The organism is Pseudomonas sp. GM24 (genome assembly GCF_000282235.1).
Taxonomy (GTDB): Bacteria; Pseudomonadota; Gammaproteobacteria; order Pseudomonadales; family Pseudomonadaceae; genus Aquipseudomonas.
This window is the reverse complement of sequence record NZ_AKJR01000049.1, coordinates 1-24,882: the sequence shown is the minus strand read 5'-3', so window position 1 is coordinate 24,882 and position 24,882 is coordinate 1. Positions and strand designations below refer to the sequence as shown.

22 protein-coding genes are annotated in these 24,882 nt (G+C 59.1%); 16 read left to right on the top strand and 6 right to left on the bottom strand.

Translation table 11 applies throughout. From position 1 onward, the window contains the following. Positions 1-141 precede the first annotated feature (141 nt). The 3 genes from PMI23_RS08070 to PMI23_RS08060 all read left to right on the top strand — a co-directional run bounded on the left by PMI23_RS08070 (position 142) and on the right by PMI23_RS08060 (position 4,141). Positions 142-1,113 (top strand): UDP-glucose 4-epimerase family protein, encoded by a 972-nt coding sequence (locus PMI23_RS08070; RefSeq protein WP_007908488.1) that lies wholly within the window; start codon positions 142-144, stop codon positions 1,111-1,113. Further along, complete coding sequence (locus tag PMI23_RS08065; RefSeq protein ID WP_007908490.1) at positions 1,110-2,126, top strand: MraY family glycosyltransferase; 1,017 nt, start codon at positions 1,110-1,112, stop codon at positions 2,124-2,126. The genes PMI23_RS08070 and PMI23_RS08065 overlap by 4 nt, the downstream gene beginning before the upstream one ends. 407 nt (positions 2,127-2,533) lie before the next feature. Continuing rightward, entirely contained in the window at positions 2,534-4,141 is a 1,608-nt protein-coding gene (locus PMI23_RS08060; protein ID WP_007908492.1) for a glycosyltransferase, read from the top strand. Positions 4,142-4,151: 10 nt separating this feature from the next. Here the strand turns inward: PMI23_RS08060 and PMI23_RS08055 are convergent, their stop codons facing one another. Beyond that, entirely contained in the window at positions 4,152-4,916 is a 765-nt protein-coding gene (locus tag PMI23_RS08055; RefSeq protein WP_007908493.1) for an SGNH/GDSL hydrolase family protein, read from the bottom strand. Positions 4,917-5,104: 188 nt separating this feature from the next. Here PMI23_RS08055 and PMI23_RS08050 point away from each other — a divergent pair, with 188 nt between their 5' ends. The 4 genes from PMI23_RS08050 to fabF all read left to right on the top strand — a co-directional run bounded on the left by PMI23_RS08050 (position 5,105) and on the right by fabF (position 9,862). After that, complete coding sequence (locus PMI23_RS08050; RefSeq protein ID WP_007908494.1) at positions 5,105-7,099, top strand: polysaccharide biosynthesis protein; 1,995 nt, start codon at positions 5,105-5,107, stop codon at positions 7,097-7,099. Positions 7,100-7,209: 110 nt separating this feature from the next. Next, on the top strand, positions 7,210-7,545 hold the full coding sequence (locus tag PMI23_RS08045) for a ComEA family DNA-binding protein (protein WP_007908495.1): 336 nt from the start codon (positions 7,210-7,212) through the stop codon (positions 7,543-7,545). A 216-nt stretch (positions 7,546-7,761) separates the two neighbouring features. Beyond that, a complete protein-coding gene (locus PMI23_RS08040) occupies positions 7,762-8,565 on the top strand; it encodes an SDR family NAD(P)-dependent oxidoreductase (RefSeq protein WP_007908497.1) in 804 nt (267 codons plus the stop codon). 22 nt (positions 8,566-8,587) lie between these two features. Then, a complete protein-coding gene (fabF, locus tag PMI23_RS08035) occupies positions 8,588-9,862 on the top strand; it encodes a beta-ketoacyl-ACP synthase II (RefSeq protein WP_007949741.1) in 1,275 nt (424 codons plus the stop codon). On the opposite strand, the gene PMI23_RS08030 is transcribed toward fabF, so the two are convergent. The 3 genes from PMI23_RS08030 to eat form a co-directional block, all read right to left on the bottom strand. Beyond that, on the bottom strand, positions 9,859-10,413 hold the full coding sequence (locus PMI23_RS08030; protein ID WP_007908503.1) for a TetR/AcrR family transcriptional regulator: 555 nt from the start codon (positions 10,411-10,413) through the stop codon (positions 9,859-9,861). The two genes, fabF and PMI23_RS08030, sit on opposite strands and share 4 nt — an antisense overlap. Before the next feature lie 137 nt (positions 10,414-10,550). Beyond that, entirely contained in the window at positions 10,551-10,718 is a 168-nt protein-coding gene (locus PMI23_RS29225; RefSeq protein ID WP_007908505.1) for a DUF2897 family protein, read from the bottom strand. Between the two features lie 129 nt (positions 10,719-10,847). Further along, on the bottom strand, positions 10,848-12,212 hold the full coding sequence (eat, locus tag PMI23_RS08025) for an ethanolamine permease (RefSeq protein ID WP_007908507.1): 1,365 nt from the start codon (positions 12,210-12,212) through the stop codon (positions 10,848-10,850). Positions 12,213-12,596: 384 nt separating this feature from the next. Between eat and kdpF the strand changes: the two genes are divergently transcribed. The 6 genes from kdpF to PMI23_RS08000 all read left to right on the top strand — a co-directional run bounded on the left by kdpF (position 12,597) and on the right by PMI23_RS08000 (position 20,784). Continuing rightward, positions 12,597-12,686, top strand: coding sequence for a K(+)-transporting ATPase subunit F (gene kdpF, locus PMI23_RS29220; RefSeq protein ID WP_007899818.1), 90 nt, complete (start codon positions 12,597-12,599; stop codon positions 12,684-12,686). An 8-nt stretch (positions 12,687-12,694) separates the two neighbouring features. Next, positions 12,695-14,389 carry a potassium-transporting ATPase subunit KdpA gene (gene kdpA, locus PMI23_RS08020; protein ID WP_007908510.1) on the top strand — a complete coding sequence of 565 codons (1,695 nt, stop codon included), beginning with the start codon at positions 12,695-12,697 and terminating at the stop codon, positions 14,387-14,389. Between the two features lie 24 nt (positions 14,390-14,413). Next, the gene (kdpB, locus tag PMI23_RS08015) at positions 14,414-16,471 is read left to right on the top strand and encodes a potassium-transporting ATPase subunit KdpB (RefSeq protein ID WP_007949740.1); all 2,058 of its coding nucleotides are present in this window, start codon (positions 14,414-14,416) and stop codon (positions 16,469-16,471) included. A gap of 229 nt (positions 16,472-16,700) precedes the next feature. Beyond that, entirely contained in the window at positions 16,701-17,246 is a 546-nt protein-coding gene (gene kdpC / locus PMI23_RS08010) for a potassium-transporting ATPase subunit KdpC (protein WP_007908524.1), read from the top strand. Between the two features lie 139 nt (positions 17,247-17,385). Beyond that, the gene (locus PMI23_RS08005) at positions 17,386-20,037 is read left to right on the top strand and encodes a sensor histidine kinase (RefSeq protein ID WP_007908532.1); all 2,652 of its coding nucleotides are present in this window, start codon (positions 17,386-17,388) and stop codon (positions 20,035-20,037) included. A gap of 48 nt (positions 20,038-20,085) precedes the next feature. Then, on the top strand, positions 20,086-20,784 hold the full coding sequence (locus PMI23_RS08000) for a response regulator (protein WP_007908541.1): 699 nt from the start codon (positions 20,086-20,088) through the stop codon (positions 20,782-20,784). A 141-nt stretch (positions 20,785-20,925) separates the two neighbouring features. On the opposite strand, the gene PMI23_RS07995 is transcribed toward PMI23_RS08000, so the two are convergent. Next, positions 20,926-21,975 (bottom strand): patatin-like phospholipase family protein, encoded by a 1,050-nt coding sequence (locus PMI23_RS07995; RefSeq protein WP_007908542.1) that lies wholly within the window; start codon positions 21,973-21,975, stop codon positions 20,926-20,928. 215 nt (positions 21,976-22,190) lie between these two features. Here PMI23_RS07995 and PMI23_RS07990 point away from each other — a divergent pair, with 215 nt between their 5' ends. From PMI23_RS07990 to PMI23_RS07980, 3 genes are all read left to right on the top strand, one after another. Next, on the top strand, positions 22,191-22,469 hold the full coding sequence (locus PMI23_RS07990; RefSeq protein WP_007908543.1) for a hypothetical protein: 279 nt from the start codon (positions 22,191-22,193) through the stop codon (positions 22,467-22,469). A gap of 79 nt (positions 22,470-22,548) precedes the next feature. After that, positions 22,549-23,313 (top strand): CHAD domain-containing protein, encoded by a 765-nt coding sequence (locus PMI23_RS07985; protein WP_007908544.1) that lies wholly within the window; start codon positions 22,549-22,551, stop codon positions 23,311-23,313. 234 nt (positions 23,314-23,547) lie between these two features. Then, complete coding sequence (locus PMI23_RS07980) at positions 23,548-24,342, top strand: acyl-CoA thioesterase (RefSeq protein WP_007908545.1); 795 nt, start codon at positions 23,548-23,550, stop codon at positions 24,340-24,342. A 1-nt stretch (position 24,343) separates the two neighbouring features. Here the strand turns inward: PMI23_RS07980 and PMI23_RS07975 are convergent, their stop codons facing one another. Then, positions 24,344-24,709 (bottom strand): Mpo1-like protein, encoded by a 366-nt coding sequence (locus PMI23_RS07975; RefSeq protein ID WP_007908547.1) that lies wholly within the window; start codon positions 24,707-24,709, stop codon positions 24,344-24,346. Positions 24,710-24,882: the final 173 nt, after the last annotated feature.

Genomic DNA, 24,882 nt, shown 5'->3' with positions numbered 1-24,882 from the left:
TCCTTTCAGGCATCACGGTTTCCACTGGCGTGTAGTTTGGCCTCGCTGTTTGCAGCGGGGTCCAATCCTCTTTTGGATAATTTGATGGTCAGTAGTCGTGATGCAATTTCAAGCGTCAATATTCGTTACCGAGCCTGAACAATGAAAGTTGAAACGGTACTTGTCTCCGGCGGTTCAGGCTTTTTGGGTGGTGCCTTGCTGCGACACCTGGATACCAGCGGGCAGTATTCCCTGATTGCCGCGTTGCGCAAGGAATGTAGCGATCTCCCCCCATCCATTCGACGTTTCCTGTTTGCGGATCTGACGACTGATGTCGATTGGCGAGATGCGCTTGATCAGGTTGATGTGGTGGTACATTCAGCTGCACGGGTTCACGTCATGGATGAATCCGCTGCTGATCCGCTGACCGAGTTTCGCAGGGTAAATGTCGATGCCACATTGAATCTGGCCCGGCAGGCTGCAAGTGCAGGCGTGAAGCGCTTCATCTACATCAGCTCGATCAAGGTCAATGGCGAATCAACTTCGCCTGGCATTGCGTTTACAGCAGATGACACGCCCGCGCCCCTCGACCCTTATGGCATTTCCAAACTTGAGGCCGAACTTGGCTTAAAGGCGCTCGCAATCGCTACCGGAATGGAAGTGGTCATCATCCGGCCCGTTCTGGTGTATGGCGCGGGCGTCAAAGCCAACTTCCTCACCATGATTCGCTGGGTACAACGCGCAGTGCCGTTGCCGTTTGGTGCGGTGCATAACAAGCGCAGCCTGGTCAGTCTGGATAATCTGGTGGATTTGATCGAGACGTGTATGAGACACCCTTCGGCGGCTAATCAGACATTTCTGGTCAGCGACGGGCATGACGTCTCGACAACCGAGCTGTTACGCAGTCTGTCTGCTGCGCTGCATAAGCCCTCTCTGTTAATACCGTTGCCGGTGAGCCTGATGAGCGCTGCGGCGAAACTATTGGGTAAAGAGGCCGTCGCACAGCGCATCTTTGGTTCTCTGGAAGTCGATATCAGTAAGAATCAACGTCTGTTGGGCTGGGTTCCGCCGGTCAGTTTTCCGCGGGCTCTTGACGCCACAGTAAAACCATTCCTGGATGCTCGAAAAAAATGAATGACTGGTGGCTAGTTCTGATTGTTGCGATCCTGTCGTTCGCACTCACGGGTTTTTTACGTCGTTATGCAATTTCGCGCAGCCTGATCGATATTCCCAATCAGCGCAGTTCCCACTCGATCCCAACACCGCGTGGTGGCGGTGTGGCCATCGTCCTGACCTTTATCTTCGCCATGTGCGTTTTGTTCGCTGTCGGGCTGACGACCAAGGATGCGTTGATTGCCTTGGTCGGCGCCGGCAGTATCACGGCGGTTATCGGTTTTCTGGATGATCACGGTCACATTGCCGCCCGCTGGCGCCTGCTGGCGCATTTTTCTGCCGCCGCTTGGGGCGTTTATTGGGTGGGTGGGCTATCGCCGTTGGTGATTGCCGGTGTCAGCGTTGATCTGGGATGGCTCGGACATTTTCTCGCGCTGTTTTATCTGGTCTGGATGCTGAATCTCTACAACTTCATGGATGGTATCGACGGTATTGCCGGTGTCGAAGCCGTCACGACATGCGCTGGTGCCTGTCTGATTTACTGGCTCAGTGGCTTCCCGCAACTGTTATGGCCACCTGCGTTACTGGCGGTATGCGCTGCCGGTTTTCTGTGCTGGAACTTTCCCCCGGCAAAAATTTTCATGGGCGATGCGGGCAGTGGCTTCCTCGGTATCATTCTTGGCGTGTTGTCGCTGCAGGCGGCATGGACTGATCCCGGTTTGCTGTGGGTCTGGCTGATACTGCTTGGCGTGTTCATCGTTGATGCAACGTTCACGTTGATGCGTCGATTGTTGCGCGGCGATAAAGTCTACGAAGCGCATCGCAGCCACGGCTATCAGTTTGCGTCCCGACAGTTTGGCAAGCACCTGCCCGTGACTGTGGCAGTCGGGCTGATCAATGTGTTCTGGCTGCTGCCGATTGCGCTCTGCGTGAGCTACTGGAAAGTGGACGGTGCATTTGGCTTGGTTGTGGCGTACTTGCCACTTGTCTGGCTGGCGGTTAAGTATCGAGCGGGCGAACTTGAGCGATCTTAAGTAGTTGGGCAGGTCGCATCGTCCTGTGCGCTCCCTGCCGCCCATCGCCGATTACGGCTGCTGCGCAAGTGTCGGAAAACCGGCCAGGATGTGTATCATGCTCCACCCAGATAGATTATTGCCCGTCTGTATCACGGACTGCGAAATCAGGTGGCGCATGACACATTTCGGTTTGTGTACATTTATGGTTCGAGATAGGTGAGAGGCTGGGAAACACTGCACCGTTCATCAAAGGTGGAGAAGCACTCGATCCCTTGAAACTGCTTAATTAGAAGGAATAGATTTTGGCTCGCAATAGTTTTTTCTCGAAGCTGTCCCGGCTCTTTGTCCAACGATCAGAAAGCGTTGAGATCTCCAGGTTGCCCCAGCCAAAGTCACCCGCTGAGCCAGTTATCGTTGGAGCCCCTGTGGTTGAGCCGCCGGCGGTCGTTCAGATTGAACATCACACGCGCAGGCTGCCAGACAATTTTGACGCGGCGCTCTATCTGAAAATGAATCCGGATCTCGGTACGGCAATTGATCCGATTGCCCATTACCTGAATCATGGTTTTCAGGAAAGCTGGCGTATCGTGACGCTGCCCAGAATCAAAATGTCCGACAGTCGTCAGTTCGATCCTTCGCGAGAAACGGTCATGGTCGTCAGTCACGAAGCATCCCGATCAGGTGCGCCGATACTTGCCCTTAACCTGGTGCAGCGTTTATCCGCCAGTTACAACGTAGTCGCGCTTTTGCTCGGCAATGGCCCGCTTCTTGAGGACTTCGAAGATGCAGCGGTTGCGACAATGGCGAGCCCGCGACTGAAAAACAATCTTCCCTACACACAGTTCGCCATTGAAAAACTGTGCAGCGACTTCAATTTCAAGTTCGCACTGGTTAACAGCATGGAGTGCCGCGTGGTTCTGGAGCCACTGGCCCGGCATTTCGTGCCCGCTATTCCGTTGATCCATGAATTTGCGTCCGCATACCCCAATTCCGCCGCTCTGTTTTCAGATGCCAAGTTGTGGTCTAGCGACCTGGTGTTTTCCGCGGATATTACTTGGGAGAGTGCCAAAGATTTATGTCCGGCCCTGAAACCTCTGAGCGCCCACATTATTCCTCAGGGACATTGTGCGCTGCCCGCACCAGTTGTCGAACAGGAAAGGCAGCAATTGGAGTCTGATTACTTGCGCGGCAAGATGCGGCCTGCCACCGATACTGAGAGGAAGTTCGTAATTCTCGGCGCTGGCTATGTCAATTTCCGAAAAGGCGCCGACATCTTCATTCAATGCGCGATCAAAGCCATGCTGACTCCCGGTGGGGAGAAGTTTCGTTTTGTCTGGATCGGTAAAGGCTTTAACCCCGATGTAGAAGATGGCTATTCGGTTTATCTCGCCGATCAGATCAAGCGTTCGGGGCTGGGGGATCGCTTCGTGATGCTGGACGAGACGTCCGCTATTGCAACGGCTTATGAAGAAGCTGACCTGTTGTTTATCTCGTCTCGATTGGACCCGTTGCCGAACGTCGCCATTGATGCTTTCGATGCGCGATTGCCAGTGCTCTGCTTCGACAAAGCGACAGGCATATCTGACTTCCTTTCATTTGGCGGCCTGCGCGATTCCTGTATCGCTGATTATCTTGATGTTGACAGCGCCGTGCGAAAAATTTTCGCATTGGCCGACTCCAGTGAACTGTATGAAGAGGCAGTCGCCAAGAGTCATGCAGCATCGAAAATCTACTTCGATATGGACAGGTATGTTGCGGAACTTGAGTCTGTCGGTGTTAAAGCCGCTGTACGCGCTCAACAGGAAAAACGTGATGTTCAATTGATTTCGGACTCGGGCTTGCTCGACAGCAGTCAGCGAGACGCGCGATTGTATGTTCGCGCATGGGCCAGCGGCATAAACCCGCAGTCGCCTCGCTCAGACTTCCAGCCCGATGTATATGCCGAACAACATGGTGTGGAAATCCCGGGCAGCGACCCATTTGCCGATTACATTCGCACGGGTTCTCCGCAAGGCGTATGGAACAACGCCTGACAGGGTCACCTCACCTGCGGCGAAAGTAACGCTCCACCAGCCTGCCCAAGAGCGTCGGTTTGCTCTTTGCGAGATGTTCTTCGACAGGCTGGGTTACACCGCTTGATTGATCCGAATGCGCGTAACGTTCGAGCACCGGCGCCAGCAGCGGTGCAATCATTAGCGAGTGGGCAGAGGGATCGTAGTGATGGTCGCTCGGATCGGTGTTTCGAAGCGTTTCTTTGAGACTTCCCGTTGCGTCCAGCGACAGACTGTCCATGTTTATATGACTGATGCCCTGATGGACGCAAAAAACCTCCATCAGACTATTGAACTCAATAGTCAACCGGGTTCTTTCAGCGAGAGTGGCCTGCACCTCCTTACGCAAGTTGGCAACTTCGCCCCAATCCATTCCATCTCGAATGGTGGGGAGGGGAGTGCTGATGCAGATCACATGATGGGTCTGTTTAATGTCCTGAAGAAGTTTCTGATAGTTATCAACTGCCAATTGCAACATTTGCGATACAGCGTTGCCGTGCTTTTGCGCTCGATACCAAATCACAAAACCGGTGTCGACCTCGCCCAGCATTACGATCGCCGTTTTGGCCGTTGTCGCCTCCAGCGCTGCTTTGAACTGTGGCATGGCCTGAGTTAGGGCGTTTGGATTTTTTAATCCAGAAACGGTTGCCCCTCCTACCGAAGTCACTTCGAACGTGTATTCGGGAAGCAGTGCTTTCAGTATTTCGGAGTTGAATACCGATGCGTGAGAGTCGCCGAGTACAACTACTGGGATCATTGTCTGATTAATTCCTGATTCATCGGGGTTGCGAAAAGGCAATGGTGAAATTCTATAGGGTCGCCGCGTTTACTCCGAGAACCAATTCACCTTTTCTGGGGCCAATTATTCAGATGAAGACGCCAGCATGAGGTTACAATGCTGGTCGTCGACTGTTTAAGGAGGGAGCCACGTGCTCGAGCGGCTGAATGGATAAAGTGCGGACTGTCTTGCTGGGCTTGCCTCGTAAGCAAAAACGTTTGCTGCAGGTGGCTACCGACGTCGTCCTGGTCTGGGTTGCTCTCTGGATGTCGTTCATCGTGCGCCTCGGCATCGATGACATGTACAACCCCTTGAAGGCTCACATCTGGCTCTTTGCATTCGCCCCTGTCATCGCCATTCCACTCTTTATTCGCTTTGGCATGTACCGGGCCGTGATGCGTTACTTTGGTAACGACGCCCTGATTGCCATCGTCAAGGCGGTCAGCCTGTCCTCGCTGATTCTGGCGGTCGTCGTTTACTGGTACAGCAATCACGAAGCCGTAGTGCCGCGCTCGATCATCTTCAACTACTGGTGGTTGAGCATGATGATCATCGGCGGCCTGCGCCTGTGCATGCGCCAGTTTTTCATGGGCGACTGGTTTACCGCAGCTCAACACGTACCGTTTACCAGCCGCGATGACGGTTTGACCAAGGTCGCCGTGTACGGTGCCGGTGTCGCCGGCAATCAGCTGGTTGCCGCTTTGCGCATGGGGCGCGTGATGCGTCCGGTGGCCTTTATCGATGATGATCCGGGCATTTCCGATCGTTCGATTTCCGGGCTTCAGGTCTACAAACCCAAGCACATTCAACATATGATCGATGTCACCGGTGCCCAGGAGATACTCCTCGCGCTGCCGTCGTCGACCCGCGCCAGGCGCCGGGAAATCCTCAACCTGCTCGAGGGTTTTCCGCTGCACGTGCGCAGTGTGCCGAATTTCACCGATCTGGCCAGTGGTCGCGTCAAGGTCGAGGATATCCAGGAAGTGGATATCGCCGACTTGCTCGGGCGTGACGCCGTACCGGCCCAACCGGACCTGTTGGCGCGTTGCATCAATGGCAAAGTGGTGATGGTCACAGGCGCTGGTGGTTCGATCGGCTCGGAGTTGTGCCGACAGATCTTCACTCTGGGGCCGACCACGCTCGTGTTGTTCGAACATAGCGAATTCAATCTCTACAGCATTCTCTCCGAACTCGAACAACGGGGTTGCCGGCAGTCGGTTCCGGTACGTCTGTTGCCTATCCTCGGTTCCATTCGTCATCAAGACAAACTGCTCGATGTGATGAAAACCTGGAAAGTCGACACCGTGTATCACGCAGCAGCCTATAAGCATGTGCCGATGGTTGAGCACAATATTGCTGAAGGTGTACTGAACAACGTGATCGGCACGCTCAATACAGCGCAGGCGGCATTGCAGTCGGGCGTGTCGAATTTCGTGCTTATCTCCACCGATAAAGCCGTGCGCCCGACGAACATCATGGGCAGTACCAAGCGTCTGGCCGAGTTGACGCTGCAGGCCCTCAGCTGTGAAAGTGCACCGGTATTGTTTGGTGACAGTGCCAACGTGTCGCGGGTCAACAAGACCCGGTTCACCATGGTGCGTTTCGGCAATGTTCTCGGTTCCTCGGGTTCAGTGATTCCGCTGTTCCACAGTCAGATCAAGTCCGGTGGCCCGCTGACGGTCACTCACCCGAAAATCACCCGCTATTTCATGACCATCCCCGAGGCCGCCCAATTGGTGATCCAGGCCGGCTCCATGGGGCAGGGCGGGGATGTGTTTGTGCTGGACATGGGCGAACCGGTGAAAATCGTCGAGCTGGCAGAAAAAATGATCCACCTGTCCGGCTTGAGCATTCGCTCCGAACGCAATCCGCAGGGCGATATTTCCATCGAGTTCACCGGGCTGCGCCCCGGCGAAAAGCTCTACGAAGAGCTGTTGATCGGCGACAACGTGGCCGCCACCCAGCACCCGATGATCATGACGGCGAGCGAAGACCACCTGCCGTGGGATGTGCTGAAAACCCGCTTGAGCGAATTGCTTCTGGCCGTGGAACGCGATGATTATGCGCGGGTCCGTCAACTGCTGCGCGAAACGGTCAGCGGCTATATGCCGGACGGCGAGATCGTCGATTGGATCTATCAGCAACGCCGTCTCGAACCCTGATTGTTTCACATCCTGTAACGCACGCATTTTTGACATAGCTCCAGCATGACCTACGTTTGGAGAGCAGCTTCGGAAAAGCTGCTTTCTCAAACGATGATGGAGCGTCACTAATGCGTACCGGTTACTTCTACTCTCTGATTTTCGCTTTCCTTACCAGCGCCTCGATCGCCGCTATTGCCGCACCTGTTGCGCCAGCGGAGTCGCCCAAGGCGCCTTTGGTGATGGATACCGCGGCACCTTCCCTGAGTGCAAAAATCGATCTTAACGATGCCGACGCGGCAACGCTGCAAAAGGAGCTGGCGGGAGTTGGTGAGGCCAAGGCCAAAGCGATTGTTGCTTATCGTGAAACAAACGGGCCTTTTGCATCGGTGGATGAGTTGCTGGAAGTGAAGGGTATTGGCAAGGCGATTCTGGATCGCAATCGCGACAAGCTGGAAGTCAACTAAGCTAAGTGTTCAACGCCAAGGGGGCCGGTCATTGACCGGCCTTTTTTACTTGCGCAGCGTATGGCCGCTAGTGTTGGTGGAGAGGGCAGCCGTCGGCCACTTTAAAATTACGGCTATCATATTGCGTTTGGATTATGCCTATAATAATTTGCCGGTGCGTCGAGCCAACGTGGCTCATCGGCAACTTCCTCCATCAAGCGTTCCAGGAGCATTCTCATGAGTTCCGCCCAATCCCAAGGTACTGCTCTCGTTACCGGCGCATCGTCCGGTATCGGTGCGATTTACGCTCAGCGCCTGGCGGCGCGTGGTTTTGATCTGCTGCTGGTTGCCCGTGACAAGGACCGTCTGGAAAGTGCTGCGAGCCGGTTGCGTGACGCCCATGGCGTTCAGGTTGAAGTTCTCAAGGCCGATCTGACACAGAAGGACGACGTGCTCAAACTCGAACAGCGCTTGCGCAGTGATTCGAGCATCAGCCTGCTGGTCAATAACGCCGGTGTGGCAGCGGACGGACTGCTGGCCAACGCCGATATGGACCAATTGGAGCGCCTGATCCAGTTGAACATCACCGCAGTCACCCGCCTGGCATCGGCTGCTGCTGCCAGTTTCGCCAAGGCCGGTCGTGGCACGATCATCAATATCGCCTCGGTGGTGGCGTTGTTTCCGGAACGCTTCAACGCTACCTACAGCGCCAGCAAAGCTTATGTACTGAGCCTGACTCAATCGCTTAACACTGAACTCGAAGGCACCGGCGTGCAGATCCAGGCCGTGCTGCCGGGCGTGACCCGCACCGAAATCTGGGAGCGCTCGGGTATCGATGCCAGTGGCATTCCGGCAGAAATGGTCATGGACGCAGGCGAGATGGTCGATGCGGCGCTGGCCGGTCTGGATCAGGGCGAGTTGATCACCATTCCTTCGCTACCTGACGCAGGCGAATGGCATGCCTTTGTAGCGGCTCGTCATGTCATGGCACCGAACCTTTCCCGCAGTGCTGCAGCCCAACGCTACAAGTCCGGCAATTGAATTGATCAGAGGTCATCACGGTATGGATTCGCGTCGAATAGTCGTCACGGGCATGGGCCTGGTTTCACCCTTGGGCAGCGATCTTGAAGTCGTATGGCAGCGCTTGCTGGCCGGGCGTTCTGGTCTGCGTAACTTGCCTGAGGCAACGGTCGCTGATTTGCCCACGCGAGTCGGCGGCGCGGTGCCGACGCTGGAAGAGGATGCTGAAGCAGGTTTTGATCCGGATCGCGCCACGTCACCCAAGGAACAGAAGAAGATGGACCGCTTTATTCTGTTCGCCATGGAGGCTGCCCGGCAGGCGCTGGAGCAGGCTGACTGGCATCCGTCGGAGAGCAAAAGCCAGGAGCGTACCGCAACGATCATCGGTTCCGGTGTCGGTGGTTTCGGCGCGATTGCCGACGCCGTGCGCACCACCGACAGTCGCGGTCCTCGGCGTTTGTCACCATTTACCATTCCGTCGTTTCTGGTCAATCTCGCGGCAGGGCACGTGTCCATTCAGCACGGCCTCAAGGGGCCTTTGGGGGCGCCGGTGACGGCGTGCGCTGCGGGTGTTCAAGCGATTGGCGATGCGGCGCGCTTGATTCGCGCCGGCGAAGCGGATATTGCCGTGTGCGGTGGCGCGGAAGCTTGCATCGACCGCGTCAGTCTTGCCGGTTTTGCGGCAGCACGGGCACTGTCGAGCGGTTACAACGACACCCCGGAGCGCGCATCTCGACCATTCGACAGCGGTCGCGACGGTTTCGTGATGGGCGAGGGCGCGGGGCTGCTGGTGATCGAATCTCTGGAGCATGCCTTGGCCCGGGGGGCCAAGCCTTTGGCTGAGCTGGTCGGTTATGGCACCAGCGCCGACGCCTATCACCTGACGGCCGGGCCGGAAGATGGCAGCGGTGCCAGGCGGGCGATGACGTTGGCACTGGCGCAGGCGGGTATCGAGCCGGAACAGGTGCAACACCTCAACGCTCATGCGACTTCGACCCCGGTGGGCGACCTCGGCGAACTGGCGGCGATCAAAGCGTTGTTCGGCACGCAAAATAAAATCGCCGTGACCTCGACCAAGTCAGCCACCGGTCATTTGCTCGGCGCTGCCGGCGGGCTTGAAGCCATTTTCACACTGTTGGCCATTCGTGATCAGGTCGTTCCGCCGACGCTGAATTTCGACAATCCCGATCCGGCGAGCGCAGGGGTGGACATCGTCCATGGCCAAGCGCGGCCGATGTCGATCGAATATGCACTGTCCAATGGTTTCGGGTTTGGCGGGGTCAATGCCAGCGTGCTGTTCAAGCGCTGGCAGGCTTAGTCGCGGTTCTTGAGATGATCGCGGGTGACATCGAGGATGCGTTGCGCAAACTCGGCATCCGCGACGCTGCGTGACAGCAGCAGCGCGCCGACCAGTGTCGACATGATGACGATGGCGCGGTCAGCGCTGTTCTCTCCTTCGAGGCTGTTTTCGATCTGCTCCAGCCGCGCGTTGAGGACCACGTCGCTGGTGGGGCTAGGTTGGCCACGCAGGCCCAGCTCGGAAGAAATGGTCAGCAACGGACAACCTTCATGCGGCGATGTCTGGTGCCATTCGGACAGATACGTTTCGATGAAGACATCGAGCGGATTGTCCTGGGAAAAAATCTCGGCGCACAAACCGTCGACCTGGTTGCCGGCCTCTTGCAAGGCTTTCTCGACCAATTCGTCCTTGGACTTGAAATGTGAGTAGAAACCGCCATGGGTCAGACCCAGCGCTTTCATCAGGGGTTGCAGGCCTGTAGCGCCGATTCCGTCCTTGCGAAAGCGAGCCGAAGCCTCCTTGATGATGCGCTGATGGGTCTGGGCTTTATGATCCTGCGAATAACGCATGTGGAACTCTCCGCAACAATGTCCCCATCTTAACCAAGGAAAATTAGATGGTGACTGTACTTCTACTTCTTAAAAGCGTGCAGATAGGTCCAATGGCTATAAAAAGCACAAACCCCGCCGATCAGGCGGGGTTGTGTTCAGCGGTCCTGCGCATCTTTGGCGTCCGCTTCGGCATTGCGTTGGGCAACGCGTCGGCGTTCTTCATCGGTCAGATCGACCTTGTTGGCGGTGTCGCGCAACATCATCAATCCGCCGACGATCGAGCCGATTGCAACGACTAGAATCAACCAGGCATACCAAGGCATAACGGCTCTCCTTAAGGGCAGGTCGACGGACGAGGATTTCGCCGTGCGACGCTGCATACCACGTTTGAGCGAAGTGAACTCGCAGTGGTTCCATTCTAGGCCGCTTGCACCCGGTACACCCGAAATCCCTCAATTGCCCGTCAGCATCGCATCGGCCGGTGCGTTGGCACGCAGTTGTCCGGTGAGCAGGAAGTAGCCGAAACCGACTGCCATGAAGCCGAGGAAGATCAGCCCGATCAACGCGTTGAACCACGCCATCGCCACCAGACACACCACCGCCAGCACCAAGGCAATCAGCGGAATCAACGGGTAGCACGGCGCGCGGAAGGTACGTTCCAGATTCGGTTCCGATTTACGCAGTTTGAACAGACTGAGCATGCTCATGATGTACATCACGATCGCGCCGAATACCGCCATGGTGATCATCGCGGCGGTGAGGGTCATGCCGCCGAGGTTGATCAGACCGTCGCTGTAAATCGCCGCGATGCCGATGATGCCGCCGACAATGATGGCGCGGTGTGGCGTCTGGAAGCGTGAGAGTTTCGCCAGCGAGGCTGGGAGATAACCCGCGCGAGCCAGAGCGAAGAACTGCCGTGAATAGCCGAGGATGATGCCGTGGAAACTGGCGACCAGACCGAACAGACCGATCCACACCAGCATGTGCAGCCAGCCGGAGTTGTCGCCGACCACGGTTTTCATCGCCTGCGGTAGTGGGTCGTTGATGTTGGCCAAGGTGCGCCAGTCGCCGACGCCGCCGGCAAAGAACATCACACCCATCGCCAGCAACACCAGGGTCAGAATGCCGCTTATATAAGCCTTGGGAATCGTGCGTTTCGGATCCTTGGCTTCTTCGGCAGCCATCGCCGCGCCTTCGATGGCCAGGAAGAACCAGATCGCAAACGGAATGGCCGCGAACATCCCGGCAATCGCCGGCGCGCCAAACACGTCGGAGCCGGCCCAGCCATTCAAGGCAAAGTTGCTGAAGCTGAACGCAGGGGCGACCACGCCCATGAACACCAGCAATTCAGCCACGGCCAGCACGCAAACAATCAGTTCGAAAGTAGCCGCCAGTTTCACCCCAAGAATATTCAGCCCCATGAACACGATGTACGCACCGACCGCCGCGTGTTTCGGATCGAGCGCCGGAAACTGCACATTAAGGTAGGCGCCAATGGCTAGGGCGATTGCCGGTGGGGCGAAGACGAACTCGATCAGCGTTGCCAACCCGGCAATCAAGCCACCCTTTTCACCGAAGGCGCGACGGCTGTAGGCGAACGGCCCACCCGCATGGGGAATTGCGGTCGTGAGTTCGGTGAAACTGAAGATAAAACAGGTGTACATGGTCGCGACCATGAACGAGGTCACCAGGAACCCCAGGGTCCCGGCCACACCCCAGCCGTAACTCCAGCCGAAGTACTCTCCGGAAATCACCAGCCCTACCGCAATGCCCCACAGGTGCAGCGTGCCCAGCGTGGGTTTGAGTTGTGTGTTCATGCGTTTGCTCCCTGAACGGTTTGAAAAGCTCGGGAGAGGGCGTTTGCAGTGGGCGTGCCATTGCGTTGAAACAAGTCGTAATGAGTTGAAAGCTGTCGTATCGGGGATGTTCGCGGTGGGATAGCTGCTTTTTGTGCGCCAGTTGGGTGCGATGTCGGCGTTGATGCCGTCTTCGCGAGCAGGTGAGTGCATTTCAAAATGTGGGAGCGAGCCTGCTCGCGAAGAGGCCCGCCTGACGGCGCAAAAACCTGCTGTAACGCCGGCATAAACCCACTCTTTACGCTTTCTTTATGCCCAGCCAGACCCCTCGCTCTCGTTCCTTTACAGCCTCCTTTCCGACAATGCCTCCACACGCGGCAATACGCCGTAACACGGAGATCTTCCATGAGCGTTCTGGACGGGGTGTCACTGCTATTGGCAGTGGGGCTGTTCATTTATCTGTTGGTTGCGCTGTTGCGCGCGGATCGGAACTAGGAGCGGCTATGCACAGTTATGACTATTGGCTGATCCTCGCGTTTTTCGCGGTGGTCCTGCTGCCGGCGCCGCTGCTCGGGCGCTTCTACTACAAAGTGATGGAAGGTCAGCGCACTTGGCTGACGCCGGTTCTCGGCCCGGTCGAGCGCGGTTGCTATCGCATCGCCGGGGTCGATCCGCAGGCTGAGCAGAGCTGGCAGAAGTACACGCTGGCGCTGCTGGCGTTCAACCTCGCCGGTTTCCTGCTGCTGTTCGCGATTCTGTTGTTCCAGGATCACTTGCCACTGAACCCGCAAAATCTGCCGGGCCAGGAGTGGACGCAGGCGTTCAACACCGCGGTCAGTTTCATGACCAACACCAACTGGCAGTCCTACAGCGGCGAAGCGACCCTCAGCTACCTGAGCCAGATGGTCGGTCTCACCGTGCAGAACTTCGTCAGCGCCGCCACCGGCCTGGCCGTGCTGGTTGCGCTGTGCCGTGGCATCGGCCGCAAATCGACGAAAACTCTCGGCAACTTCTGGGTCGACATGACCCGCGCCACCCTCTACGGCCTGTTGCCGTTGTGCTTGCTGTTGGCGCTGTATCTGGTCTGGCAGGGCGTGCCGCAGACCTTTGCGCAGTATGTGAACGCGGTGACGATGCAAGGCGTTGATCAAGTGATCCCGCTCGGCCCGGCCGCCAGCCAGATTGCGATCAAGCAACTGGGCACCAACGGCGGCGGCTTCTTCGGCGTCAACTCGGCGCATCCGTTCGAGAACCCGACCGCGTGGAGCAACCTGTTCGAAGTCGCTTCGATCATTCTGATTCCGGTGGCGCTGGTGTTCACCTTCGGCCACTACGTCAAAGACCTGCGCCAGAGCCGCGCGATTATCGCCTGCATGCTCGCGCTGTTCCTGATCGGTGGCGCGACTTCGCTGTGGGCTGAGTACCAACCGAATCCGACCCTGAACAACGCCGCCGTCGAACAGACTGCACCGCTGGAAGGTAAAGAAGCGCGCTTCGGCACCACCGCCACGGTGCTGTGGTCGGTGACGACGACGGCCGCGTCGAACGGTTCGGTCAACGGCATGCACGACAGCCTCAACCCGCTCAGCGGCATGGTCGCGCTGGTCAACATGATGGTCGGCGAAGTGATCTTCGGCGGCGTTGGTGCCGGGCTCTACGGCATGTTGCTCAACGTGCTGATCGCGGTGTTCCTCGCCGGTTTGATGATCGGTCGCACCCCGGAATACCTCGGCAAGAAACTCCAGGCGCGTGAGGTGCAATTACTGGTGGTGACCCTGCTGGTCATGCCGGTCGGCGTGCTGGTGCTCGGTGCGATTGCCGCAGCGGTTCCCAGTGCTGCGGCGACCATCAGCAACCCCGGCCCGCATGGGTTCAGCCAGTTGCTCTACGCCTACACCTCTGCCAGTGCCAACAACGGTTCGGCGTTCGGTGGCCTGAGCGCCAACACACCGTTCCACAACCTGATGCTCGGTCTGGGCATGTTGATCGGTCGCTTCGGTTACATCCTGCCGGTTCTGGCCTTGGCCGGCAGCCTGGCGATGAAGAAAACCGCGCCGATCGGGCAGAACAGCTTCCCGACCCACGGCCCGCTGTTCGTGACCCTGTTGACCGTGACCATTTTGCTGGTGGGCGGCCTGACCTTCCTGCCAACCCTGGCGCTCGGCCCAATCGCGGAACACCTGAGCATGGGCTTCTAAGCCTTTCATTTTAGGAGCTGGATGATGAATATGCCCGCAATCAAACCCGCCGTCGTCAAGGCGCCGGAACAAGCGAAAACCGCGATCTCGGCCCTGTGGCGGCCGGCGCTGGTGCAAGCCTTCGTCAAGCTCGACCCTCGGCAACTGAAACGTTCGCCGGTGATGCTGGTGGTCGAACTGACCGCAATTTTCACCACGGTGCTGTGCTTTATTCCCGACGCCGACGTGCCGACCTTCGTCGCTGCGCAAATCGCCCTGTGGCTGTGGTTCACCGTGCTGTTTGCCAACTTCGCCGAAGCCTTGGCCGAAGGTCGCGGCAAGGCCCGCGCCGACAGCCTCAAGGCTGGCAGCGAAGGCCTCAGCGCACGGCGTAAACAGGCTAACGGCAGCTTTCAGGTAGTGCCAGCGGCAAGTCTGCGCAAAGGCGATGTGGTGCGTGTCGAAGCCGGGGAAATGATCCCCGGTGACGGCGAAGTCATCGAAGGCATCGCGGCGGTCAACGAAGCGGCGATCACCGGTGAATCGGCGCCGGTGATTCGTGAATCCGGTGGCGATCGTTCGGCCGTCACCGGCAACACCCGTCTGGTGTCCGACTGGTTGCTGGTGAAGATCACCGTCAACCCCGGTGAGTCGACTCTGGACCGCATGATCGCACTGGTCGAAGGCGCCAAGCGTCAGAAGACGCCAAACGAAGTGGCGCTGGACATCCTGCTGATCGGCCTGACCCTGATCTTCCTGTTGGTAGTCGTGACCCTGCAACCGTTCGCCCATTTCGCCAACGGCAGCCTGCCGCTGGTATTCCTTGTGGCGCTGCTGGTCACGCTGATCCCGACCACCATTGGCGGTTTGCTGTCGGCCATCGGTATTGCCGGGATGGATCGTCTGGTGCGCCTCAATGTGATTGCCAAGTCCGGTCGTGCGGTGGAAGCGGCGGGGGACGTGCATGTGCTGCTGCTCGACAAGACCGGCACCATCACCTTCGGTAACCGTCGTTGCAGCGCGGTGTATGCCGCGCCGGGTGTGAGCGGTCGCGAACTGGCTGAAGGTGCGTTGTTCGCATCCTTGGCCGACGAAACCGCTGAAGGTAAATCCATCGTCGAATACCTGCGCGGTCTGCACCCGCAGCCTGAGCCGGCGCTGGAAACCTTGACCGCTGTGCCGTTCAGCGCGGAAACCCGTTTGTCCGGTGTCGACTATCAGGGCCGCGTCTATCGCAAAGGTGCGGTGGACTCGCTGCTGAGTTTCCTCGGCCAGAAACGCTCGGATCTGGCTCCGGCACTGTCGCGGGAAATCGACAAGATCGCGCAGAGCGGTGGCACGCCATTGCTGGTGTGTGCCGACGGCAAATTGCTGGGCGCGATCCACCTCAAGGACGTGGTCAAACCAGGCATCCGCGAACGTTTCGCCGAACTGCGCAAACTGGGCATTCGCACCGTGATGGTCACCGGTGATAACCCGCTGACTGCCGCCGCCATCGCCGCTGAGGCGGGTGTCGATGACGTTCTCGCCGAGGCCACCCCGGAGAAAAAACTCGCGCGCATTCGTCATGAGCAAAACGACGGTCGCCTGGTCGCGATGTGCGGCGACGGCGCCAACGATGCCCCGGCGCTGGCTCAGGCTGACGTCGGCATGGCGATGAACGACGGCACCCAGGCTGCCCGCGAAGCGGCGAACATGGTCGACCTCGACAGCGATCCGACCAAGCTGCTCGACGTGGTGCAGATCGGCAAGGAATTGCTGGTGACCCGTGGCGCGCTGACGACGTTTTCCATCGCCAACGACGTGGCCAAATACTTCGCGATCCTGCCGGCGCTGTTTGCCTCGATTTATCCGCAGCTGGGTGTGCTGAACATCATGCAACTGACCAGTCCGCAGAGCGCGATTCTCTCGGCCATCGTCTTCAACGCCTTGATCATCGTCGTGCTGATTCCACTGGCGCTGCGTGGTGTGCGGGTGCAGGCGGCGAGTGCGGCAGCGTTGCTGCGGCGCAATCTGCTGATCTACGGATTGGGCGGGATTCTGGTGCCGTTTGTGGGGATCAAGGCGATCGACATGTTGCTCACGGCGCTGCATTTGGTGTGAGGCTGGAAAAAGCCCCTCACCCTAACCCTCTCCCAGAGGGAGAGGGGACTGACCGAGTGGTTCAAAAGAGGTACATCGACCTGAAATACCGAGTCGAACTCAGGTTTTGAAAAGCACAAAGATCGGCTCCCTTTCCCCCTCGCCCCCTTGGGGAGAGGGCTGGGGTGAGGGGGAAAAGATCTCCCTGACACCCCACCAAAGTTTGCCCAACGAATTCGAGGATTTTGAAATGTCCACAATGATACGTCCGGCCCTGAGCCTGCTGGTGCTGATGACCCTGGTCACCGGCGTCGCCTATCCACTGGTGGTGACCGGCGTCGCGCAAGTCGCATTCCCCGCTCAAGCCAACGGCAGCCTGGTGCACGACGCCGACGGTAAAGTCCGTGGCTCGTCACTGATTGCCCAGGATTTTGTCGGCGATGCGTGGTTCCATCCACGTCCCTCCGCCGGTGCGTTTGCCACCGTTTCCAGCAGCGCGAGCAACCTGGCGCCGAGCAATCCGGCACTCGCCACGCGGGTGATCGACGATGCCAACAAATTGCAGGTTCCTGGTCAGGGCCCGGTGCCATTGGCCTTGCTGACCACCTCCGGCAGCGGCCTTGATCCGCACTTGCCACCGGCAGCGATTGCCTATCAACTGGCGCGTGTCGCAGCAGCGCGAAATGTGCCGGTATCGACTCTTCAGCAACTGCTCGATGCGCATATCGAACAGCCGCTGGTGGGGCCGCCGGTGGTCAATGTGCTGGAGCTGAACATGGCCCTGGAAAAACTGTAGAAGATGATCGTTCCCACGCTCTGCGTGGGAATGCATCAATGGACGCTCCGCGTCCGCTTTGGTGGGACGCAGAGCGTCCCGGGCTGCATTCCCACGCAAAGCGTGGGAACGAGATCATCAGGAAGAGAGAACATCAAGCATGAGCGACTCCGGCCGCGCCGACGCGCTGTTAGCAGACCTGCCCCGTGACGGCCGTGGCCGGCTCAAGGTTTTCCTCGGCGCCGCCCCCGGTGTCGGCAAGACCTACGCCATGCTTCAGGCTGCCCACACGCAATTGCGCCAAGGCGTGAAAGTCCTCGCTGGGGTCGTTGAAACCCACGGCCGCGCCGAAACCGAAGCGTTGCTTGGCGGCCTGCCGCAGCAACCGCTGGTGCGCTCGGAATACCGTGGCGTGATGCTCGAAGAAATGGACCTCGACGGCATTCTCGCGGCCAGGCCGAAGTTGGTGCTGGTCGATGAACTGGCCCACAGCAACGCCCCCGGCAGCCGCCACGCGAAACGCTGGCAAGACATTCAGGAACTGCTCGCCGCCGGTATCGACGTATTCACCACGGTCAACGTCCAGCACCTGGAAAGCCTCAACGATCAGGTGCGCGGCATCACCGGTGTGCAAGTGCGCGAAACCCTGCCGGACTGGGTGCTGCAAGAAGCCTACGAACTGCTGTTGATCGACCTGCCGCCGCGTGAACTGCTCGAGCGTCTGCGTGAAGGCAAGGTCTACGTGCCGGAACAGGCCCGCGCAGCGATCGATGCGTTTTTCACCCAGACCAACCTCACCGCGTTGCGCGAACTGGCGATGCAAACCGCCGCTGCGCAGGTCGATAACGATCTCGCTCAAGGCTATCGCCAGCTCGGTCAGGCCGCCCCGGCAGTGCGCGGGCGATTGCTGGTCGGCGTCGATGGTGATGCGCAAGCCGAACGCCTGGTACGGCATGCCAGTCGTGTCGCCCAGCGCCGGCATTTACCGTGGAGTCTGGTGCATGTCGATAACGGCAGCGTACGCGACGAGCAATCGCGCCTGCGCCTGCAAAGCGCTCAGCAACTGGCCGAACGCCTCGGTGGTGAAGTGGTGTTGCTGCGCGCCGGTGAAGTGGCGAAAACCTTGGTCCAGCATGCTGCCGAGCGCCGTGCGAGTCTGGTGTTGGTCGGCCAGTCTCGGCCCAGTTGGCGTCGTCGACTGTTCGGCGGTGGCTTGGCGGCGCGTCTGTTGCGTCAGGCCCATGGGCTGGAAATCAACGTCCTCGACAACGATCATGAACACCCGCAGTCGCGCCCGCGAAACCCGCTGACACTGGTGTGGTTCGACTATGCGCTGGCGCTGGTTGCCACGGTGTTGGCCAGTGCGCTGGCGTGGGCGGTGTCGAGTGTGTTGCCGCTGCCGAATATCTCGCTGGTGTTCCTCGCGGCAGTGTTGCTGGTGGCGGTGCGCAGCAGTCTCGGTCCGGCGCTGGCCTGTGCGGCGTTGTCGTTTCTGACCTATGACTTTCTGTTCATCCCGCCGAATTTTTCCTTCGCCATCCAGCGCGAAGAAGACGTCCTGACTTTATTGTTTTTCCTGTTGATGGCGGCGCTCACCGGTAATCTTGCGGCGCGTCAGCGTCGGCAATTGCAAGCCTTGCGTGACACCCAGGAAGAAACCACCGAACTGCTTGACCTGTCGCGCAAACTCACCGCCGCCACCGATCGCCAGGCTGTGGTCAGCGCTGCCGCGCAACACCTCAATGGCTGGAGCGATCTGCAGTTGTGCCTGCTTAATCGCGACGGCCAGGGCGGCTGGAAAATCGAGACCGGCGGGCCGCTGGAATTTACCGAGTCCGAACGCGCCGCCGCCGATTGGGCCTGGCAGCACGATCAACCGGCGGGCATGGGCACCGGCACGTTGCCGTTCGGACGCTGGTGGTGGTGGCCGCTGTCGGTCGAGGATGGGCCGCTGGCGTTGCTTGGCGTGTGTGCCAAGGAAGGCCAGACCTTGAGTGGCCAGCGTCGCCGCTTGCTCACCGCGTTGAGTCAGCCGCTCGCCCAAGCGCTGGCGCGCGCGCAGTTGGCCGATGACCTGGAAGCCGCGCGCCTGCACGGCGAGACCGAACAATTGCGCAGTGCGCTATTGGCGTCGGTGTCTCACGACTTGCGCACGCCGCTGACCGCCATGCGCGGCAGCATCGACAGCCTGTTGGCCCTCGGCGAAGCGATCCCGCTGGAGGATCGTCGTGAACTGCTCGAAGGCACCCGTGATGAAGCCGAACGCCTCGACCGCTACATCCAGAACCTGCTCGACATGACCCGGCTCGGCCACGGTGCGTTGAAACTTGCGCGGGACTGGGTGTCGCCCGCCGATATCGTCGGCAGCTCACTCAATCGCCTGCGCGCGGTATTGGCGCCGCTCCAGGTCAGTACCGATGTGCCGAGTGAGTTGCCGCTATTGTTCGTCCATGCCGCGTTGATTGAACAGGCATTGGTCAATGTGATGGAAAACGCAGCGCGTTTCTCACCTGTTCACGGTCGTTTACAACTCAGCGCGGGAGCGAATGACGAGGAGATTTTCTTCTCGGTCAGCGACGAGGGGCCGGGGATTCCCGAGGATGAACGGGCGAAGATTTTCGACATGTTCTACACCGCAGCCCGTGGTGATCGCGGGGGGCAGGGCACTGGCCTCGGCCTGGCAATCTGTCAGGGCATGGTCGGCGCGCACGGCGGTCGCATCAGTGTCGCCGACGGCATCGACGGACGCGGCACCTGCATCACTTTGCACTTGCCGTTGCAAGCGCAACCGGGGATGGACAATGAAGCCTGATGCGGACTGCGCTAATCTCTTGCCACTCTTTTGTGTTGATGTGAATTCATGAGCCAGACCGCGACCATTTTGGTCATCGACGACGAACCGCAGATCCGCAAGTTCCTGCGCATCAGCCTCGCTTCCCAGGGCTACAAAGTGCTTGAGGCCGGCACCGGTGCCGAAGGCCTGGCGCAGGCGGCGCTGAACAAACCGGATTTGCTGGTGCTCGACCTCGGCCTGCCGGACATGGACGGCCAGCAAGTGCTGCGCGAATTTCGCGAGTGGGCCACGGCGCCGGTGTTGGTGTTGTCGGTGCGCGCCAGCGAAGGGCAGAAAGTCCAGGCGTTGGATGGCGGCGCCAATGACTACGTGACCAAGCCGTTCGGCATCCAGGAGTTTCTCGCCCGGGTCCGCGCCTTGTTGCGTCAGGCGCCGACGGGGGAGGCGCAGCAGGCGGCGTTGAGTTTCGGCCCGTTGACCGTGGATCTGGCCTATCGGCGGGTGCTGCTCGACGGTGTCGAAGTGGCGCTGACTCGTAAGGAGTACGCAGTGCTGGCGCAACTGGCGCGGCATCCGGGGCGAGTGATTACCCAGCAGCAATTGCTCAAGGATATCTGGGGGCCGACCCACACCGAGGACAGCCATTATCTGCGGATTGTGGTGGGGCATTTGCGCCAGAAACTCGCGGATGATCCGACGCGGCCGCGGTTTATCGTGACTGAGGCGGGGGTTGGCTATCGGCTGTTGAGTGACAACACTCTTTAGCCATTTGTTGTCCCGGCAGACGCCATCGCTGGCAAGCCAGCTCCCACAGGTTTTTCAGCTGTGATTGAAATCTGTGTATCACCTCGATCACTGTGGGAGCTGGCTTGCCAGCGATGAGGCCCTTAAAGACTGCGGAAAACTTCAGGGCTCTCTGCTCTGCTCACTGTCATACCGATCCAGCGTATCCCGCGCAATCTCGCGCCCCAACGCGATCAGCTCCGGCGCCTTGTAAAACTCGAAAAACCGGCACACCCGCTTCGGCACGTTGATCAGGATGTCCGGCGGATACCCAGCGATCTTGTACTGCGCCAACGAGGTCTGCATCACCTCGAAACTCTGGTTGATCAAATCCAGCAGCGACGCCGGCCCGACGTTATCGATGATGAATGAACCGGTCGCCGATTTCGGCGCGCCTTCACGCTCTGGCGCGGCGGCCGGTTGCTGGCTCTCCGGCTCGGCGCCGTCCAGCCAGGGGTTGATGTCTGCTGCTTCGGCACGCAACGCTTCCTGCTCGAGACGCAACAGTTGCTCGGCCTGTGTACGGCGGAACGGCATCTTCGATCCCAGTGATCTGATCAGGTTGTCGAAGCGTGAGCGGAACGCGGCGGGGCGCTGGATCACCGGCAGTTTGTAGTGACGCTGGTTGGTCGAGTTGAGGTTGACCGCAATGATCAGATCACAGTGACTCGACACCACCGGCACGATCGGCAACGGGTTGAGAATGCCGCCGTCGACCAGCATGCGATTGCCTTGCATCACTGGCGTGAACAGACTAGGAATCGCCGCCGAGGCGCGCATCGCCTGATGCAGGCAGCCTTCCTGAAACCAGATCTCCTGTTGGTTGGTGAGGTCGGCAGCGACCGCGGTGTAGGGGATGCGCAAGTCTTCGATGTTGATTTCGCCGACGATCTTGCGGATCTGGCCGAAGACTTTTTCGCCGCGAATCGCGCCGAGGCGGAAACTCACGTCGACCAGGCGCAGTACGTCCAGATAGTCGAGACTTTCGATCCAGTTGCGGTATTCATCGAGCTTGCCGGCGGCGTAGATCCCGCCGACCACGGCGCCCATCGAACAGCCGGCAATGCAGGCGATTTCGTACCCGCGTTTCTCGATCTCTTCAATGACCCCGATATGGGCATAGCCCCGGGCGCCACCGGAGCCCAGTACCAGCGCGACACGTTTTTTTTTCATCCAGCGTCCTCCCGACAAGGTTCCACAATGCACCCATCGCCGGACCGGCTCAATCGCCGAAGTCGTTCAGTGCGCCAGTGACGTCGTTTTTTCGCTCCTGCATGACCCTTCAGCGCTATCCTTCTCAGTTGCGCGGTTTCACCCGCCGGCAAGGCACTTTTTCGCAGCCAGGCCGTCTTACCTGCACGATTGTTGACCTATTTGAGGTGTGAGTGATGAAAGCCTGGATCTGTGTGCCGTTGATGGCTCTGGCATTGGCCGGTTGCGCCGGTAAAACCGCTTACCGCGACAGCTGCGGCAGCCAGCTCGACGCGGCCTGGCATGAGCTGGATCTGGCCAAGGCCGAAGGCTTTGCCGGCACCGTCAGCTACTCCAAAGCGTTGTCGCTGCTGACTGCCGCGAAGACTCAGCAACAATTCGAGGGTTTCGAAGGCTGCAGCAAGAAAGCCGAGAAAGCGCGTTTCTACATTCGCGAATCCCGCGCCGGCCGCTAAGCTGCTGACGTGAAGCAAGGAGGCTGCGTTCGCTGGGCAGCAGAATGATCGTCAGAGCCATTTGAATCAGGAGCAAGTGATGTCTGCGTTGGTTGACCGGTTGGTGGCTCATGTCCTGAGTCTGGAGGTGCGGCTGCTGGCCTGTCAGGCGCGATTGACGGCACGTACCGACCCCGAGGCGCTGCACGATCTGCGCACTACGGTGCGGCGCTTGCGCAGCCTGTTGCGGCCATTGCGCGGCTTGCCCGGTGTCGAGCAACTGGAAGATGCCGCCTCGGCGGTCGGCCAATTGACCACCCCGTGGCGTGATCGCGAGGTGTTGGCGGCGTACCTGCTCGCGCATGATCAGCCTGAAGCCGCGCAACGCCGCATGGCGCAGATGGCCGAGGCTTATCCGGCGCTGGCGGCGAGTGCCGAAGTGGCCTCGCTGCTGATGATTCTCGACGCGTTCCCGCGATTTCTGCGCGCCTCACAGCGTCAGGGCTTGCTCAAAGGTTTGGACAAGCGCATCGAGAAACGCCTCGGCAAGCAATGGCAGAAACTCGACGAGGCGCTGCACGATCCCGCTCACGATCGTCACCGCTTACGTTTGCTGATCAAGCGCGTGCGCTACGGCATCGAAGCCTATCCCGAACTGGACCGCTTGCCCGAGGCGGCGCTGGCGCGATTGAAGTCGGCCCAAGGCGCGTTGGGTGACTGGCACGATTGCTGGCAGTGGCTGGCGAAAGCCGAACTGGAGGCGGATCTTCAGCCCTGTGTCGCCACTTGGCAGGCGACCATGATCAAAGCCGAAAGCAAAGCTGATCGTGTGCTGGAAAAACTCAGTTCAGCCTGTTTCAAATAACCTGAGCCCCGCGATATCGCCTGCAGGAGCTGCCGAAGGCTGCGATCTTTTGATCTTGTTGTTAAAAATCAAAATCAAAAGATCGCAGCCTTCGGCAGCTCCTACAGGGTTTTGTGTCTGTATTTGAAATACGCTAAGGCCTTTCTGTCAGCCCATTTGACCGGAATAGACGCTGCGGCGCTGTGCAGGTCTGGTTAAGATCCCTGCATTCCTTTTTCGTTTTTTGAGGTTGCCATGCGCTTTAGCGATCTGCTCGAGGCGGTCCGCCGCCAACCAGAACTGACCATTCCTGCCGAATGGGGCCAGGGGCGTGCGAGCTTCGGTGGTCTGGTGGCTGCGCTGCAATACGAAGCCATACGCGCGAAGGTCCCGGCGGATCGCCCGGTACGTTCGCTGGCGATCACCTTTGTCGGCCCGGTCGAGCCTGAAGTCCCGGTGAGTTTCGAAGTGGATGTACTGCGCGAAGGCAAGGCCGTCAGCCAGGTCATGGGCCGGGCGATCCAGAATGGTCAGGTGGTGACCATCGTTCAGGGTAGTTTCGGTGCCTCTCGGCCGTCGGAGGTGGCAGTCGAAGCGTATCCGGCGCCGTCAATGAAACACTGGGATGAATGCCAGGAATTACCCTATATCAAAGGCGTGACCCCGGAGTTCATGCGTCATCTGGCAATGCGCTGGAGCGTCGGCGGCATGCCGTTCACCGGCACTCAATCGCGGCTGATGGGCGGCTGGGTGCGCTTGCGTGGAGATGTCAAAGAAGAACCGGTCAACGAGGCGCATCTGCTGGCCTTGGTCGATGCGTGGCCGCCCGCGCTGTTGCCGTATCTGAAGAAGCCTGCACCGGGCAGTACGCTGACCTGGACCATCGAATTTGTGCAGCCGCTACACGATTTGAGCACGCTGGACTGGTGCCAATACCTGGCCGACATCGAGTACGCCGCCGATGGCTACGGCCATGTCGCCGCCAAGCTGTGGAGCGCAGAAGGTGAACTGATTGCGATGAGTCGCCAGACCGTCACGATCTTCGCCTGAGTCAGTGCCGACGGTGGCGTTCACGCCAAGCGCGCCACCAGCCGCCGCTGAGAAAGAAGCGCGGAAAGGTCAGAAACTGCTCGACCAATAAGCGCGACACGGCATCTTTACGATCACTGAACGGCTCGGAGGCTTGCGCCTCCAGGCTGTGGCCGTGGCGCTGCAAACCCAGCGCCGCAACGATACCGATCACGCCGATGGCGACGCTGGCCAGACTCAGGCTGAACACCCCGGACACGATCAGCAGAAACGCGACGATAAACAACGGCACGGCAATCAGGTGCAGCACCAGATTGGTCGGGTGCTGGTGATTACCCGGGTACGCGCGCCATTGCCACGCGGGAAGATTGGGGTGACGTTTGCCCATGTTTTCTACTCCTCGATCCATGTTGAACACATGCTTGAAGAATAGGCCCGGGCGTGGAGGGCGGCGAATCAAGGTTGGCTATTGGCATCATAGTCATGATGGACAAAAAAGATCGCAGCCTTCGGCAGCTCCTGCATTTAAATGCGTACACCTGTAGGAGCTGCCGAAGGCTG